This window comes from Variovorax sp. 278MFTsu5.1 (assembly GCF_048305045.1).
In the GTDB taxonomy this organism is placed as follows: Bacteria; Pseudomonadota; Gammaproteobacteria; order Burkholderiales; family Burkholderiaceae_C; genus Variovorax; species Variovorax guangxiensis.
In genome coordinates, this window is sequence record NZ_CP157622.1 from 2,564,782 (window position 1) to 2,580,912 (window position 16,131).

At 68.2% G+C, this 16,131-nt stretch carries 13 protein-coding genes; 4 read left to right on the forward strand and 9 right to left on the reverse strand.

From position 1 onward, the window contains the following. Nucleotides 1-399, reverse strand: coding sequence for a nitrite reductase small subunit NirD (gene nirD / locus ABL844_RS11605; RefSeq protein ID WP_184636514.1), 399 nt, complete (start codon nucleotides 397-399; stop codon nucleotides 1-3). Between the two features lie 36 nt (nucleotides 400-435). Further along, the gene (gene nirB, locus ABL844_RS11610) at nucleotides 436-2,874 is read right to left on the reverse strand and encodes a nitrite reductase large subunit NirB (RefSeq protein ID WP_369658648.1); all 2,439 of its coding nucleotides are present in this window, start codon (nucleotides 2,872-2,874) and stop codon (nucleotides 436-438) included. 64 nt (nucleotides 2,875-2,938) lie between these two features. Between nirB and ABL844_RS11615 the strand changes: the two genes are divergently transcribed. After that, nucleotides 2,939-4,660 carry a bifunctional protein-serine/threonine kinase/phosphatase gene (locus ABL844_RS11615; protein ID WP_418131342.1) on the forward strand — a complete coding sequence of 574 codons (1,722 nt, stop codon included), beginning with the start codon at nucleotides 2,939-2,941 and terminating at the stop codon, nucleotides 4,658-4,660. A 20-nt stretch (nucleotides 4,661-4,680) separates the two neighbouring features. Here ABL844_RS11615 and ABL844_RS11620 read toward each other — a convergent pair whose 3' ends face one another. After that, nucleotides 4,681-5,946 carry an MFS transporter gene (locus tag ABL844_RS11620; RefSeq protein ID WP_126018264.1) on the reverse strand — a complete coding sequence of 422 codons (1,266 nt, stop codon included), beginning with the start codon at nucleotides 5,944-5,946 and terminating at the stop codon, nucleotides 4,681-4,683. Between the two features lie 269 nt (nucleotides 5,947-6,215). Between ABL844_RS11620 and ABL844_RS11625 the strand changes: the two genes are divergently transcribed. Beyond that, nucleotides 6,216-7,493, forward strand: coding sequence for an ANTAR domain-containing response regulator (locus ABL844_RS11625; protein ID WP_418131343.1), 1,278 nt, complete (start codon nucleotides 6,216-6,218; stop codon nucleotides 7,491-7,493). 28 nt (nucleotides 7,494-7,521) lie between these two features. Here ABL844_RS11625 and ABL844_RS11630 read toward each other — a convergent pair whose 3' ends face one another. The 4 genes from ABL844_RS11630 to ABL844_RS11645 form a co-directional block, all read right to left on the reverse strand. Beyond that, on the reverse strand, nucleotides 7,522-8,331 hold the full coding sequence (locus ABL844_RS11630; RefSeq protein ID WP_126018268.1) for an ABC transporter ATP-binding protein: 810 nt from the start codon (nucleotides 8,329-8,331) through the stop codon (nucleotides 7,522-7,524). A gap of 152 nt (nucleotides 8,332-8,483) precedes the next feature. Then, nucleotides 8,484-9,413 carry a nitrate ABC transporter permease gene (ntrB, locus tag ABL844_RS11635; protein ID WP_418131344.1) on the reverse strand — a complete coding sequence of 310 codons (930 nt, stop codon included), beginning with the start codon at nucleotides 9,411-9,413 and terminating at the stop codon, nucleotides 8,484-8,486. A 10-nt stretch (nucleotides 9,414-9,423) separates the two neighbouring features. After that, entirely contained in the window at nucleotides 9,424-10,668 is a 1,245-nt protein-coding gene (locus ABL844_RS11640) for a CmpA/NrtA family ABC transporter substrate-binding protein (RefSeq protein ID WP_418131345.1), read from the reverse strand. A 359-nt stretch (nucleotides 10,669-11,027) separates the two neighbouring features. Continuing rightward, nucleotides 11,028-12,293: a nitrate- and nitrite sensing domain-containing protein gene (locus tag ABL844_RS11645; RefSeq protein ID WP_418131346.1), complete on the reverse strand. Its 1,266-nt coding sequence runs from the start codon at nucleotides 12,291-12,293 to the stop codon at nucleotides 11,028-11,030. Between the two features lie 92 nt (nucleotides 12,294-12,385). Between ABL844_RS11645 and tsaD the strand changes: the two genes are divergently transcribed. Beyond that, on the forward strand, nucleotides 12,386-13,447 hold the full coding sequence (tsaD, locus tag ABL844_RS11650) for a tRNA (adenosine(37)-N6)-threonylcarbamoyltransferase complex transferase subunit TsaD (protein WP_418131347.1): 1,062 nt from the start codon (nucleotides 12,386-12,388) through the stop codon (nucleotides 13,445-13,447). On the opposite strand, the gene ABL844_RS11655 is transcribed toward tsaD, so the two are convergent. Then, on the reverse strand, nucleotides 13,383-14,141 hold the full coding sequence (locus ABL844_RS11655; protein WP_184636532.1) for an alpha/beta fold hydrolase: 759 nt from the start codon (nucleotides 14,139-14,141) through the stop codon (nucleotides 13,383-13,385). The genes tsaD and ABL844_RS11655 overlap by 65 nt on opposite strands. Nucleotides 14,142-14,331: 190 nt before the next feature. Next, nucleotides 14,332-14,703: an Hsp20/alpha crystallin family protein gene (locus ABL844_RS11660; RefSeq protein WP_019653399.1), complete on the reverse strand. Its 372-nt coding sequence runs from the start codon at nucleotides 14,701-14,703 to the stop codon at nucleotides 14,332-14,334. Nucleotides 14,704-14,825: 122 nt separating this feature from the next. Here ABL844_RS11660 and ABL844_RS11665 point away from each other — a divergent pair, with 122 nt between their 5' ends. After that, nucleotides 14,826-16,127: a branched-chain amino acid ABC transporter substrate-binding protein gene (locus tag ABL844_RS11665; protein WP_418131348.1), complete on the forward strand. Its 1,302-nt coding sequence runs from the start codon at nucleotides 14,826-14,828 to the stop codon at nucleotides 16,125-16,127. Nucleotides 16,128-16,131 lie beyond the last annotated feature (4 nt).

Consider the following 16,131-nt stretch of genomic DNA (forward strand, 5'->3'; position numbering starts at 1 on the left):
TTATTCCAGCGGAAGGACCGACAGCACCGCGAAAGGCTTCGGGCCCGCGCTCGGGCGCTCCAGGTCGATGGCGTGCGTCGCCAGCTCGGCCGCGTCGAGGTGCACCACGCCGTCTTCCACCTTCACCGCGAACTTCGGCGTGCAGCCCTCGTCGGGTGCCTTGGCGCAGCCGTCGTCCAGCCCGATGGCCCAGTTGTGCAGCGGGCAGGCCACGCTGGTGCCGAACACGATGCCCTGGCTCAGCGGGCCGCCTTTGTGCGGGCAGCGGTCGAGCAGCGCGAACACCTGATCCTCGGAATTGCGGAACACGGCCACGTCCAGCCCGGCCGGCCGCGTCACGCGGCGCGCGCCGAGCACGGGGATGTCGTCGATGCGGCAGATCACTTTCCAGTCGCTCATGGTGGGGCTCTTCTTTCTTTCGTTCCTTGTTGCGGTTCAGGCGGCCGCCGTCAGCGGCGTGAACTGCCGCACGTCCACCGAGGCCTGCGCCGACTCGAACCACGGGTCGGGTTCGCCGTCGAGCGCGAACTGCAGGCGCTCCCACAGTGCCTTGCGGCCCTCGGCGTCGTCGAGGATCTTCTTCTTCACGTAGTCCAGGCCCACGCGGCCGATGTAGTGCACCGTGCGTTCCAGGTACCAGCCTTCCTCGCGGTACAGCTGCAGGAAGGCGCCCGAGTACTCCATCACCTCGGCGGCGGTCTTCACCTTCACCAGGAACTGCGCTACCTCGGTCTTGATGCCGCCGTTGCCGCCCACATAGAGTTCCCAGCCGGAGTCGACGCCGATCACGCCCACGTCCTTGATGCCGGCCTCGGCGCAGTTGCGCGGGCAGCCAGAAACGGCCAGCTTGACCTTGTGCGGCGAGTACATGGCCCACAGCGCGCGTTCCAGGTCCTTGCCCATCTGCGTGCTGTCCTGCGTGCCGAAGCGGCACCACTCGCTGCCCACGCAGGTCTTCACCGTGCGCAGCGACTTGGCGTAGGCGAAGCCGCTGGGCATGCCGATGTCCTTCCACACGCCTTCCAGGTCTTCCTTCTTCACGCCCAGCAGGTCGATGCGCTGGCCGCCCGTGACCTTGACGGTCGGGATCTTGTACTTGTCGGCCGCGTCGGCAATGCGGCGCAGCTCGTCGGGCGTGGTGTGGCCGCCCCACATGCGCGGAATGACGGAGTAGGTACCGTCCTTCTGGATGTTGGCGTGGCTGCGCTCGTTGATGAAGCGGCTCTGCGGATCGTCTTTCGCCTCCTTGGGCCAGGTGCTGATCAGGTAGTAGTTGATGGCCGGGCGGCAGGTGGAGCAGCCGTTGGGCGTGCGCCAGCCGAGGTTGCGGTAGACCTCGTCGTGCGTCAGGTAGTGCTCCTTGCGGATGGCGTCGCGCACGTCCTGGTGGCTCACGTCGGTGCAGCCGCACACCGCCTTCTTCTTGGGCGTGGCCGAGTAGTCGCCGCCGGCGGTGAACATCAGGATCTGCTCGACCAGCCCGGTGCACGAGCCGCAGCTCGCGCTGGCCTTGGTGTGCTTCTTCACCTCGTCGAGCGTGAACAGGCCCTTTTCCTTGATGGCCTTGCAGATGGTGCCCTTGTTCACGCCGTTGCAGCCGCACACCTCGGCGTCGTCGGGCATGGTGGCGGCCTTGTTGTGGCCCTCGTGGCCGGTGTCGCCGATGTTCGATTCGCCGAACATCAGCTTGTCGCGGATGTCATGCACGCTGCGGCCGTCGCGCAGCAGCTTGAAGTACCAGCTGCCGTCCACCGTGTCGCCGTAGAGGCAGGCGCCCACCAGCTTGTCGTCCTTGATGACCAGCTTCTTGTAGACGCCGCCGAAGGGGTCGCTCATGACGATCTCCTCCGTGCCTTCGCCGCCCATGAACTCGCCGGCCGAGAACAGGTCGATGCCCGTCACCTTCAGCTTGGTGGAGGTGAGCGAGCCCAGGTAGCGGCCGATGCCGAACTGCGCCAGGTGGTTGGCCGCCACCTTGGCCTGCTCGAAGAGCGGGGCCACCAGCCCGTAGGCGATGCCGCGGTGCGCCGCGCATTCGCCCACCGAGTAGATGCGCGCGTCGGTCACGGTCTGCATGGTGTCGGTGACGACGATGCCGCGGTTGCAGTGCAGCCGCATCTTCTCGGCCAGCTCCACGTTGGGGCGGATGCCCACGGCCATCACCACCAGGTCGGCGGCGGTCTCGGTGCCGTCCTTGAAGCGGATGGCCTTCACGCGGCCATCCTCTCCACCCACCAGCTCCTGCGTCTGCGCGCCCATCATGAACTTCAGGCCGCGGTCTTCCAGCGACTTCTGCAGCAGCTTGCCCGCCACGTCGTCGAGCTGGCGCTCCATCAGCCAGGGCATGACGTGCACCACCGTCACGTTCATGCCGCGCAGCATCAGGCCGTTGGCGGCCTCCAGGCCCAGCAGGCCGCCGCCGATGACCACCGCGTTCTTGTGCGTGCGCGCGGTCTCGATCATGTAGTCTGTGTCGGCGATGTCGCGGTAGGCGATCACGCCCTTCAGGTCCTTGCCGGGCACCGGCAGCATGAAGGGGTTGGAGCCGGTGCACATCAGCAGGCGGTCGTAGGCGGCCTCGGTGCCATCCTCGGCGCGCACGATGCGTTTCACGCGGTCGACCTCCACCACCTTCTTGCCGGCGTGCAGCGTGATGTTGTTCTCGGCATACCACTCCCAGCTGTTGAGCACGATCTCGTCGATCGTCTGCTCGCCCGCGAGCACCGGCGACAGCAGGATGCGGTTGTAGTTGGGATGCGGCTCCGCGCCGAAGACGGTGATGTCGTACAGGTCGGGCGCGATCTTCAGAAGCTCTTCGAGCGTGCGCACGCCGGCCATGCCGTTGCCGACCATCACGAGTTTCATTTTCTTCATGGGGCTGGACCTTTCAGGGAAATCAAGCGGACTTGCGCCCGCAGCGCGCGTTCAGAATCGCGCCATGAGCTTTGAAGTGGACATCGGCTACAGCAGCCGTCGCGGACCGCGCGAGGTGAACGAGGACTTCGCCGGCGCGGTGCACGCGCCGCCCGGCGACGAGGCACGCGGGCTCATCGCGGCCATTGCCGACGGCGTGTCCAGCGGAGGCCGGGGCCGCGAGGCGGCGCAGACCACGGTGATGGGGCTTCTGGCCGACTACTTCGCCACGCCCGCCACCTGGGAGCCGACCGCCGCGCTCGACCGGCTGGTCGCCGCGCAGAACGGCTGGCTGGCCGACCACAACCGCCGCCGCCAGAGCAGGAGCAGCGAGGAAGGCGGCACGGCGCTGACCACGCTCACCGCGCTGGTGCTGCACGGCCAGGGCTACACGCTGGCGCACGTCGGCGACACCCGCGCCTGGCGCGTGCGTGCCGGCGGCGAAGCGGCCGTGCCGCTCACGCAGGACCATGCCTTCGACCATCCCGACATGCGCAGCCGCCTGACGCGCGCCATCGGCCTGGACGACCAGGTGCGCGTCGACTATGTGCAGGGCGACGTTCGCGTGGGCGACTGCTTCGTGCTCACCTCCGACGGCGTGCACGGCGTGCTCAAGCCCCAGCAGGTGGCCGCGCTGGCCCTGCAGGGCGACGACGCCGAGGCCGCCAGCGAGGCGCTGGTGCATGCGGCGCTCGACGCCGGCACGCGCGACAACGCGACCGCGCTGGTCATCCGTGTCGTGGGTTTGGACGCCCGCCAGCTCGACGACGAACTCGGCGACGGCCGCCGTCTCGCGCCGCCGCCCGCCCTGAAGGTGGGCGAGGTGCTCGACGGCTACGCCATCACCGCGCTTGTGGCCGACACCGGCGTGCACCTGCTGTACCAGGCGCGCCATCCGGCCACGCGCGAGCTGGTCGCGCTGAAGACGCTGCACCCCTCGCGCGCCGGCGATCCGCAGGAGCGCGCGATGCTGGCCCACGAGGCCTGGCTGGGGCTGCGCGTGGGCGGCAACGGTTTCGTCCGCGTGCATGAGCGCGCCGCGGACGCGAGCGCGCTGTACGTCGTGTTCGACTGGCACGGCGGGCGCACGCTCGAGCAGCTGCGCAAGGCCAACCCGCGCGGCGCGGTGCCCGAAGTGGTGGCCGCCGCCATCGAGCTCAGCCGCGCGCTCGGCAGGCTGCACCGCCAGGGCGTGATCCACCGCGACGTCAAGCCCGGCAACCTGCACCTGGGCGAGGACGGGCGCTGGCGCATCCTCGACCTGGGCGTGGCGCTGTCGGGCAGAGAGGGTGCGGCCCAGCGCGAGCTGCATGCCGGCACGCCCAGCTACATCAACCCCGAGCAGTGGGAGGAGGGCGGCACGGCCGACGCGGGCAGCGACCTGTTCGCGCTCGGCGTCACGCTCTACCAGTGGCTCACCGGCCATCTGCCCTACGGCGAGATCGAGCCCTACCAGGTGGCGCGCTACCGGCGCGACCCGGTTGCGCTCTCGCGGTTGCGGCCCGACGTGCCCATCTGGCTCGACCACCTGGTGCGCAAGGCCGTCGCGCGCGATCCGCGAGAACGCTTCGAAACCGCCGAGGAGCTGCTGCTCGCGCTCGAACGCGGTGCATCCCGCCCGGTGAACGCGCCCGCCGCCACGCCGCTGATCCGCCGCGACCCGCTCGCGCTCTACCAGCTGGCGCTGGGCGTGTCGGTGCTGTTCAACCTCCTGTTGATCGTGTGGCTCCTGTTCTTGCCACGATGAGCGGAGGCGGGCCGGGCGGTTCATGACCGGGCAGCCTTCCGCGTGTTGTTGACTGCGGGCGAAGCATGTGCCGGCGCGATGCGCGCACGGCCACCCTTCTCGGCCCAGGTGCGGGTCCAGCGGATCTGCATTACGCGCATCACGCCCAGCATCACGAGCGAGAGCACCGCGAAGAAGATGAAGCCCCAGAGGTAGCTGCCCAGGTACTGCTTCGACAGGCCCATGGCGTTGGGCACGAGGCCGCCGCCCAGGGCGCCGATCTCGCCGATCATGGAGCCGGCCACCGCGGTGCTCGCGGGCCAGCGCAGCGGCACCAGCTGGAACAGCGCGCCGTTGCCCGCGCCCAGCGCTGCGAAGCAGACAATCAGCGCCAGCGTGGTCACGGCCAGCGAGGCCGACGAGACCCCCACCAGCACCAGGCTGGCGGTCACCACCAGCAGCACCACCGTGAGGGTGTTGACGCCGCCCCAGCGGTCGGAGATCCAGCCGCCCGCGACGCGCACCGCCGCGCCCATGAAGGCCGCGAGCATGGTCAGCTGGCCGGCCTGCACCTTGCTCACGCCGAACTGGTCGTAGTAGTAGGAGGGCAGGAAGGTCGTGAGGCCGATGAAGCCGCCGAAGGTCACGCCGTAGATCAGGCTGAACACCCAGCCGTCCTTCTCGAACAGGCAGGCGATGTGCTCGCGGAAGCTCGAATGCGCGTTCACGTCCGGCGGCTCCTTGGCGAAGAGCACCATCACCACCATCGGAATCAGGATGGCGACGGCGGCCACGCCGTACACCGCCTGCCAGCCCAGCCAGTTGGCCAGCGGCGGCGCCACCAGCACCGACACGGCAGTGCCCACGTTGCCCGCGCCCACCAGGCCCATGGCCAGGCCCTTGTGCTGCGGCGGGAACCAGCCCGAGCCCAGCGACAGCGCCACGCCGAAGCTAGCGCCCGCGATGCCCAGCAGCACGCCCATGGCGAGCAGGTCGTTGAAGCTCTTCACGAAGAAGAAGCCGAAGAGCATCGCCACCGCGATCAGCGCCATCTCCACCAGCGTGGCCTTCTTGCGCCCGATGTACTGCGACAGGATGCCCAGCGGAAAGCGCATGAGCGCGCCCGCGATGATCGGCACCGACAGCATCAGGCCCTTCTGCGCCGGCGAGAGGCTGAAGGTTTCGCCGATGAAGGGCGCCATGGCGCCGTTGAGCACCCAGATGCAGCAGGAGAACGAGAAGTACAGGAAGGCCGCGAACAGTGTCGGACTGTGGCCTGACTGCAAGAAATTCCTGAAACCTGACATGGCGTTCAAAGATGCAAAAAGCCGCGGCGCGGCCCTGGGGAGGCCGTGTCGACGGACGGGGTTGGGAGCGGAGTGCCGGCAGCGGACGCTGTCGACGTGGGGGTGCGCGCGGCATGTGCGTTGCCGGGCCGGATGCAGGAGCCTGCAGCCTCTTCACCAAAGCGGTGCTTCGTTACACCGCGCCCTGTTTCATGCAAGAGGCGTGCCTGCGGATTCACGCGGGCGTGGCCTATGCTCGCGGTGCGCTCCCGCACCGTTTCTTTTCCACGATGTCCCTTCTCGTTGTCCTGCCCGATGAAACCGCCGGCCTCGTGCTGCCAGAGGCGCTGGCGAAGGCCCTGTCCGGTGCGGGAATCGATGTGCTCGGTGTTGCCGATTGCGCCGGCTTCGCGCGGCAGGTCGAGGCGCTTTCCCCTCGGCAGGCGCTGATCTTCCTGCCTCTGCCTACGCCCGCGCTGTTCGACACCTTGCACAGCTGGGCTGGCGTGCCACCGTGCGCGCTGAGCCTTGTCAGCGAGCCGCTGAGCGCCGCGCAGCACGAGGAACTGGTCGCACTCGGCGTGCATGCCTGGATGCCGGCCGGCACCGTCGATGCCGGATCGCTCGCCGCAGTGATCGCGCGTGCGCGCTCCCGCTGGCAGCGCGAAGCCGCGCTGCGCACCGAACTGGAGAACCTGCGCACCCGCATGGACGAGCGCAAGTGGGTCGATCGCGCCAAGGGCCTGCTGATGTCCGCGCGCGGCATCGGCGAGGACGAAGCCTTCGGCCTGCTGCGCGGTGCCGCGATGCACGCGAACCTGCGGCTCGGAGAGGTGTCGCGCTCGGTGATAGAGGCCGCGCAGTGGGCGGACGCCATCAACCGCGCCGGGCAGCTGCGCATGCTCTCGCAGCGGCTGGTGCGCGTGGCGGCGCAGCTGCTGGGCGGCATCGACGCGCAGCGCGCCCGGCTGCTGCGCACGCAGTCTTCCGAGCGTGTGCAGCAGAACCTGGATCATCTGGCGGCCCTCGGGCTTGGTGCTGCCGGCGTCGAGGCGCTCGCGCAGGCGCAGGCCGCGTGGAGCGGGCTGGCCGATGCGCTCACGGCGAAACCGACTGCTACAGGGCTGGCCGACATTGACCAGCGCGCCGAAGTGCTGCTGGGCGCCGCTGAGGCGCTGACCGAGGCGCTGGAAACCTCGGGCGCGCGCCGCGCGCTGCGCATCGTCAACATCTGCGGGCGGCAGCGCATGCGTGCGCAGCGGCTCGCGAAGGACTCGCTGCTCGCGGCGGCGCTGAAGGAAGAAGCGGCCAAGGCGCGGCTGGTGCCGACCATGGCCGAGTTCGAGGCCGCGCTGCTCGAACTGGAGCGCGCGCCGCTGAGCACCGCAGAGATCCGCGCCGCGCTGGCGAGCGCTCGCGACGAATGGTTGCGGCTGGTCGGCGGCGTGCAGGCGCTGGACAGCGCCGATGGCCGCGCCACGCTGGTGCGTTCCAGCGAGGCGCTGGTCGACACCTTCGAACGCCTCACGGCGTCGTACGAGCACAGCCTCCAGGTCATCATGTCGTGACGCCTCCGGTGCCGGCGCTCGGTCTGCGTCAGGCCGCGACCTTCTCCACGTGCGCCTGGCGCGTGTAGAGGAAGTCGATCACCGCCTTGCGCGCGTGCACGTAGACCGGGTCTTCCGCCAGCTCCACGCGATTGCGCGGGCGGGGAATGTCCACCGACAGCACGTCGCCGATGGTGGCGGCCGGGCCGTTGGTGAGCATCACGATGCGGTCGCTCAGCAGCACGGCCTCGTCCACGTCGTGCGTGACCATGACGACGGTGCTGTGCGTCTTCTGCACGATGGCCAGCAGCTCGTCCTGCAGCTTGGCGCGGGTGAGGGCGTCGAGCGCGCCGAAGGGCTCGTCCATCAGCAGCACCTTGGGCTCCATCGACAGCGCGCGCGCGATGCCTACGCGCTGCTTCATGCCGCCGGAGATTTCGCCGGGGCGCTTCTGCGCGGCGGGCGTGAGGCCCACCAGCGCCAGCGCGGCGTCGGTGCGTGCGCGAAGCTGCGCCTTGCTCTCGGTGGCCGCGAAAACGCGCTCGACCGCGAGGTAGACGTTCTCGAAGCAGGTGAGCCAGGGCAGCAGCGAGTGGTTCTGGAACACCACCGCGCGCTCGGGGCCGGGGCCCTTGATCTCCTTGTTGGCGCACAGCAGTGCGCCCTCGGTGGGCGTAGTGAGCCCGGCGATCAGGTTCAGCAGCGTCGACTTGCCGCAGCCCGAGTGCCCGATGAGCGTGATGAACTCGCCCTTGGCCACGTTCAGGTTCACGTCGCGCAACGCGACGAAGCGGCCCTTGGGCGTCTTGAAGGCCTGCTCGACGCCGTGGATCTCGATGTACTTGGTGTCGTTCATGATGTGTGCTCCTGAATGCGGGGACAGAACGCAGAAGAAAGTCAAAAACTACGCAGAAGTCGCAGAAGGAAGACCGAAGATTTTTTGTTTCTCTTCTGCGACCTTCGCGGAACCCTTGCGATTTCTGCGTTCGGCTGTCCGAATCTGTCTTCAGCTCAGCCCTTCACTTCGTCGAAGGTGAAGGCCGTCGCCAGCTTGATGAGCGCGAACTCCAGCACCAGGCCCACGATGCCGATCACGAAGATCGCGATGATGATGTTGGCGACGTTGAGGTTGTTCCATTCGTCCCACACCCAGAAGCCGATGCCCACGCCGCCGGTGAGCATCTCGGCGGCCACGATCACCAGCCAGGCGGTGCCCACGGCCAGCCGTACGCCGGTCAGCATGTAGGGCAGCACGGCGGGGAACAGGATCTTGGTGAGGATCTTCCATTCGCTGAGGTTCAGCACCTTGGCCACGTTCATGTAGTCGGTGGGCACGCGCTGCACGCCCACGGCGGTGTTGATGACCATCGGCCAGATCGAGCAGATGAAGATGGTCCAGATGGCGGCCGGGTTGGCGCCCTTGAACACCAGCAGGCCGATGGGCAGCCAGGCCAGCGGCGAGACCGGGCGCAGCAGGCTGATGAGCGGGTTGAACATGCGCGAGAGGAACTCGAAGCGCCCGATGGCGAAGCCCGCCGGAATGCCCACCAGCGCCGCGAGGCCGAAGCCCAGCGCCACGCGCTGCAGGGACGAGAGCACGTTCCAGCCCACGCCCTGGTCGTTGGGGCCCTTGCTGTAGAACGGGTCGCTGAACACCGTCACCGCCTGCTGCCAGGTGGCCGCGGGCGTCGGGAAGCCGGTGGTGCTCTTCATGGCCACCACCTCCCAGATCAGCAGCAGCAGGCCGAAGCCCGCCAGCGGCGGCAGCACGCGCATCCAGAAGGCGCGCAGGTCGATGGGCGCGCGCGCCCTTGGTTCGGGTGCAGGGGTGGGAGCCGGCTGGGGCGTGGCCAGCTTGGAGGCGGCCGCCTTGGCCGGGGCGGAGGGCGCCGCCTGCGCGGCGGCCACATCGAGCGGCGAGTGGAAGACTGCGCTGACCATGGTGTTCTCCCTATGCATGGAGCTTGAAGGATTCGGCGTACTTCTTCGGGTCCTTGCCGTCCCAGACGGAGCCGTCGAAGAGCTTGCTGCTGCGCATCGCGTCCTTGGGCACCGGCGTCTGCGTGGCGGCGGCGGCCTGCTTGTAGATGTCGATGCGGTTGATCTCGGTGGCCACCTTCAGGTAGTCGGGGTGCTCCTTCAGCAGGCCCCAGCGCTTGTGCTGCGTGAGGAACCACATGCCGTCCGACAGGTACGGGAAGTTCACGGCGCCGCCGTTGTAGAACTTCATGTGGTTGGGGTCGTCCCAGCTCTTGCCCAGGCCGTTGGTGTAGCGGCCCAGGATGCGCTGGTTGATGGCGTCCACGCTGGTGTTGACGTAGCTCTTGTCGGCGATGGTCTCGGCCATCTTGTTCTTGTTCTGCAGGCCGGTGTCGATCCACTTGCCGGCCTCGAGGATGGCGGCGGTCACGGCGCGCGCGGTGTTCGGGTACTTCTTCGCGAACTCGGCCGTGGTGCCCAGCACCTTCTCGGGGTGGTCCTTCCAGATGTCCTGCGTGGTGATGGCCGTGATGCCGATGCCGTCCATGATCGCGCGCTGGCCCCAGGGCTCGCCCACGCAGTAGCCGTCCATGTTGCCCACGCGCATGTTGGCGACCATCTGCGGAGGCGGCACGGTGATGTTCTTCACGTCCTTGAACGGGTCGATGCCGGCCGATGCGAGCCAGTAGTACAGCCACATGGCGTGCGTGCCGGTGGGGAAGGTCTGGGCGAAGGTGTATTCGCGCTTCTCGGCGGCGATGAGCTTGGCGAGCGAGGCGGCGTCCACCGCGCCCTTGTCGGCGAGCTTCTTCGACAGCGTGATGGCCTGGCCGTTGTTGTTGAGGGTCATGAGCACGGCCATGTCCTTCTTAGGGCCGCCCAGGCCCAGGTGCATGCCGTAGACCAGGCCGTAGAGCACGTGGGCGAAGTCGAGCTCGCCGTTGGCCAGCTTGTCGCGCACGCCGGCCCAGCTGGCTTCCTTGCTGGGCACGATCTTCACGCCGTACTTCTTGTCGATGCCCAGCACCGAGGCCATCACCACGCTGGCGCAGTCGGTCAGCGGGATGAAGCCGATCTTCACTTCCTCCTTCTCGGGCTTGTCCGAGCCCTGGGCCCAGACGGCCGCGCGCAGGGCGGGGTCGATGCCGGCGGCGCCGATGGCAGCGGCTTGCAGCACGCGGCGTCGGCTGAGGCGGGTTTTGAGCAGGTCGGTCATGGGGCGGGCTCCGGTTGAAGACAAACAACAAAGAAGAAAGACAAAAACGAAAAGGCGTCCGCACCACGCACGGGCTGCTCGAAAACGAGCCCTTGCGGGATGGGGACGCCTTTGTCCGGTTTCGGTGGGAAGCACCCGCCGTTGGGTGCCGCCTGCCTGAAGGCCTTCGGGGCCTGCGAAACTTTCGCTTGCAAGCGGTGTGCCAGCCTTCGGAAGCCGGGGCTGCTATCAGGAAAGTAGCTGCGCGTGGCCGAGGATCGCGGGGCAGGGGCCTTTCGTACGTACAGGGCCGGCGGGCGCGGTTGGCACGGTTGTTGTGCAGTGCACCAAGTTGAACGGCATTGCCCGCCACGGTTGCCTCAGCGCGGCGGTGCGCGGTCGAGCATGGGCAGGTAGTCGGCCATCGCGAGCATCGACTCGGCCACGTCCACCAGCCTGCGCTTCTGGTTCATGGCGGTCTGGCGCAGCATCTTGTGCGCCTCTTCCTCGCTGAGGCGGCGGTGCGCCATCAAGAGGCCCTTGGCGCGCTCGACGACCTTGCGTTCGTTGAGCGATGCGCGCACGGTTTCGAGCTCGTCGCTCATGGCCTGCAGGCGCTGCGACTGCTCGCGGACCATGTCCAGCACCGAGCGCTCCAGGTGTCGGCCGAACTGGGCAGGTGCGGCCGCCTGCGCGTCGGCGTCGTCGAAGAAGAGGGCGCCGGCCTGCGGCGTGAGCGTGTCCAGCAACTGGCGGTATTCGCGCAGTTCGCTGCGGGCCTGCGCAGTCTTGTGCTCGCACAGCGTGCGCAGGTCGCAGGCGAGGCGGTCCTCGACGGTCTTCATGGCGTCGATGCGGCGGGTGCAGCAGTCGAACCAGGCCTGGCTCAGCGGCACGTCGGCCGGCGCCGCGATGCCGCCGCGCCGGCGGATGCGTTCGAGCTCGGCCACCTCGGCGTCGGGCTGGCTGTCGCGCCAGAGCGCGAGCACCGCCTCGCCCGAGAAGTCGGTGAAAACCTGGAAGCAGCGTTCCTGCGATTCGATCAGGTGCAGCCACTGCAGGCGCTGCGCCTCGTCGCTGCGGCCCAGCGCGAGCGCTGCGGCGCCGAAGGCGCGCTCCTGGCCGGCGAACTCCTTGCCCTGCATGAAGTTGAACATCGCCACCAGCAGGCGCGAGATCTCGGGGTCGGTGGCGCCGTCGGCCGCCTCGAACACCACCGAGAGCAGGCCGGCGACCAGCTTGGCGAAGGCGGCGGTGGACTGGGCGGGCTTCAGCTCCAGCGCGTCGATGCGGCGGCGCAGGGCGGGCAGGGCGTCCAGGCCCGGCAGCACCCAGGCGATGCGGCTGAAGAGGCGCGCGTTGTTGCCGGCGTCGGCACCACGGTGGTAGTTGTCGGCTTCGAGCTGGTCGAAGCCGGCTCGCACTTCCTGCTCCAGCACGAGGCACTCGGCGATCTGCGGGCCGCGCTGCTCGGCGAAGCGGCTGCCGCGCGAGGTGAGGAACATGTTCGACATGCCGCGCTCGCGCTGCAGCGCATGGACCAGCCGGCCGATCACGCCCACCAGCTCGCTGGTGCGGGCGAGCCGGTCCAGCTCGTCGATTTCGCAGCGGCGGGCGGCGATGAGGAAGCACAGTCCGGATTTCATGGTGGGGCGGTTCTCGAGAGCGTCACTGCAACATCCGTGCCGTTTGCCCCTTCGCGGGCGCCGGCCAGGGGGCGCCGCCTACACTCGGCGGCATGCTCTTGTTGGGAATCGAATCATCCTGCGATGAAACCGGCGTGGCGCTGGTCGAGTCGCAAGGCGACGCGCTGCCGGTGCTGCGTTCGCACGCGCTGCACAGCCAGATCGCCATGCACCAGGCCTACGGCGGCGTGGTGCCCGAGCTGGCCAGCCGCGACCACATCCGCCGCGTGCTGCCGCTGACCGAGACGGTCATGGCCGAAGCCGGCCGCTCGCTCGGCGAGATCGACGTAGTGGCCTACACGCGCGGGCCTGGGCTGGCGGGTGCACTGCTGGTGGGCGCGGGCGTGGCCTGCGCGCTGGGCGTGGCGCTGGGCAAGCCGGTGCTGGGGGTGCATCACCTCGAAGGGCATCTGCTGTCGCCGTTCCTGAGCGCCGATTCGCCGGAATTTCCGTTCGTCGCGCTGCTGGTGTCAGGCGGCCACACGCAGCTGATGCGGGTGGATGGCGTGGGGCGCTACGAGCTGCTCGGCGAGACCATCGACGACGCGGCCGGCGAGGCCTTCGACAAGAGCGCCAAGCTGATGGGCCTGCCGTACCCGGGCGGGCCTTGGCTCGCGAAGCTGGCGGAAGGCGGCGATGCCGCGGCCTTCAAGCTGCCGCGGCCGCTGCTGCACAGCGGCGATCTCGATTTTTCCTTCGCCGGCCTGAAGACGGCCGTGCTCACGCAGGCCAGGAAGCTGGGCGACGAACTGGGAGCGCGCAAGGCGGACCTGGCGGCGTCCACGCAGGCGGCCATCGTCGAGGTGCTGTTGAAGAAATCGCTCGCGGCGCTCGACCAGACCGGCCTGAAGCGGCTGGTGGTGGCGGGTGGCGTGGGGGCCAACAGGAGCCTGCGCGAGCAACTGAACGCCGCGTGCGCCAGGCGCAAGGTGCGCGTGCACTACCCCGAGCTGCACCTGTGCACCGACAACGGCGCCATGATCGCCATGGCCGCCGCGATGCGCCTGCAGTCGGGGCTGTCGCAGGCGAGCGAGCGCTATGCGTTCGACGTCAGGCCGCGATGGCCCATGGCGTCGCTTTCGGTGCCTGAGACGGCGCTACCTGAGACTGCGTAATCGTTTGCTTAGACGGCCGGCCGACGGCCGGCAGCGGCAACACGTCCAGCACATTGCGCCAGAGCTGGCGCCATTGCGGCCAGTCGTGGCCGCCCTCGATCGTGAAGACCTGCTCCGGCGGCAGGGCGTCTGCCAGCAGCTTGTGGTTGCTCGCGAAGCGGTCTTCCAGCCCGAAGCCCAGGTAGAGCCGCGGCAGGTTCTTCGACGGCTTTGCCGACAGGTACTGCTGGAAGAAGGGCCAGAGCTTGCGGTCGGGTTCCTCGTCGGGCAGCGGACCGGTAGGCGCCTGCCAGGCACGCAGGCCGCCGGCCTTCTTGATCTCCGCGCCGAGCACGCGCCGGCCCAGGTAGGGCGCGAGCGCCACGATGCCGTCCACCGAGCCCGGCCGCGCCAGTTCGTGGATCAGCGCACCGAAGCCGCCGATGGAGATGCCCACGAGCCAGATCGACTTGTAGCCCTTGGCGCGCTGCGGCTCGATGACCTCGGTGTGCAGGCGGTCGCTCAGGGTCTGCTCGTAGTAGTAGGAGACGTCCGCGTCCACCAATAGCGCATCGGCCGCCAAGTGGCGTTCGCGCACGGCGGCGATGAAGCCCTCGCGCTCGAACTCGTCGGGCTTGAGGTACGCGCCCGGCAGGAACACCAGGAGCGTGTCGGATTGTTCGTTGGGATTTGCGGGCTGCAGATGAGTTTTCATGGTGCCTTGAGGGGGCACCCGAACCGCACCGTCGGGAAATCAGTGCGTTTACAAGACGCCCACGAAGAAGAAAGTTCTAAAAAAACGTCACATCATGTGACGTTAATCCAGCGCTATTGTGAATAAGGTGCTCGTTTAATGTCAAAAACGAGGTCTTACTAACATTTTCCTCTTGTGGGCTTAGGCCTGTTTAGTTGATTTGCAACTGCGTGGCCTGGCTCACCGGCACCAGCTTGCCGAGCTTCAGCGTAAGCACGCCGTTCTCGAGCTTCGCCTCGCTGGCGGCCACGTCGATGTCCTGCGGCAACTCGTAGGCGGCCTTGAACTGGCGCTTGGCTTCGGCCTTGCTCTCGATGCGCAGCACGGCGCCTTCGATGCTGATGGCGAGGTCTTCGCGAGCGAAGCCCGGCACGTCGAGCGAGAGGGTCCAGCTCTTGTCGTCCTGCTCCACGAGCGGCGAGCGGCGTGCACCGGCGAAGGCTTCGTTCACGAAGCGTTCGAACGAACGGTCATAGGCGCGGGGTGCGAAGCGGGCGGTGCGAAGGGTGGGGGCGAAAAACATGTGAGAACTCCTGAGTGAACACAATGGGGACAAGGAATGTGTGTCCCTTACACTGCGCGGCCGTTCCATCGTGAGTGCCGCTTGAGACCTCATCTAGGCGCAGCGGCACGCGTTTCAAGACAATGCATCCCCCCTTTAATTTGCGCCGCGAGACCTTGAAATTCGCGGCGCTGGCGCTATGCGCGAAGCCCTTCGCGGCGCTTGCGCAGGCTGCAGCTTCGGCGCCTGTCGCGCCCATCCGGCTCGCACTCATCGAAAGCATGAGCGGGCCCTTCGCCAACACCGGCGAGGCCGTCTTCCGCAACCTGCTGTGGGCCGTGGAGCGCGTGAATGCGCGTGGCGGCATCAGGCTGCCCGGCGTCGCTGGAGGTGCGCGGCCGCTGCAGCTCGATCGCTACGACAGCAAGGGACAGAACGAGGAAGCGCTTTCCGCGCTGCGCGCCGCGCTCGACGACGGCGCGCGCATCGTGCTGCAGGGCAACTCGTCGGCCACCGCTGCGGCACTCGTCGATGCCATCGACAAGCACAACGAGCGCGATCCCTCGCGGCGCGCGATCTTCCTCAACTATGCGGCGGTCGATCCGGCGCTCACCAACGAGCGCTGCAGCTTCTGGCACTTCCGCTTCGACGCACACGCCGACATGCGCATGGCCGCGCTGATGGACGTGATGAAGGACGACGCGTCGCTCAAGCGCGCCTACCTGATCGGGCAGGACTACAGCTTCGGCCAGGCCGTGCTGCGCGAGGCGCGCCGCCAGCTCGGCGCGCAGCGGCCCGACGTGGAGATCGTCGGCGACGAACTGCATCCCATGGGCAAGGTGAAGGACTTCTCGCCCTACGCCACGAAGATCATCGCCAGCGGTGCGCAGGCCGTGATCACCGGCAACTGGGGCAACGACCTCACGCTGCTGGTGAAGGCCGCTCGCGAGGCGGGTTTCGGCGGCAGCTTCTACACCTTCTATGGCAATGCGCTGGGCGCGCCGGCGGCCATCGCAGACGCGGGCATCGGCCGCGTGGTGGCCGTGGCCGACTGGCTGCCCAATGTGCAGACGGCGCAGTCGGAAGCCTTCTACCGCGCCTTCCGCGCGCGCTTTCCGAAGCCTTCCGACGACTACGTGCATATGCGGCTGCAGCTCATGGTCGAGGCGCTCGCGCAGGCCATCGAGCGCGCTGGCAGCGCCGATGCGTTGCCCGTGGCGCGCGCCCTGGAGCAGGCCGACGTGAGCATGTACGGCCAGCGCGGGCGCATGCGCGCGGCGGACCACCAGTTCCAGCAGCAGCTCGTGGTGGGCGTGATGGACAGGCAGGGCCGGCCGGGCGTGCAGTTCGACGTGGAAGGCTCGGGCTACGGCTTCCGCGTGGTCAAGACCATCGCCCCGGAGCGCGCCGAGCTGCCGACCTCGTGCAAGATGAAGAGACCTTGAAGCT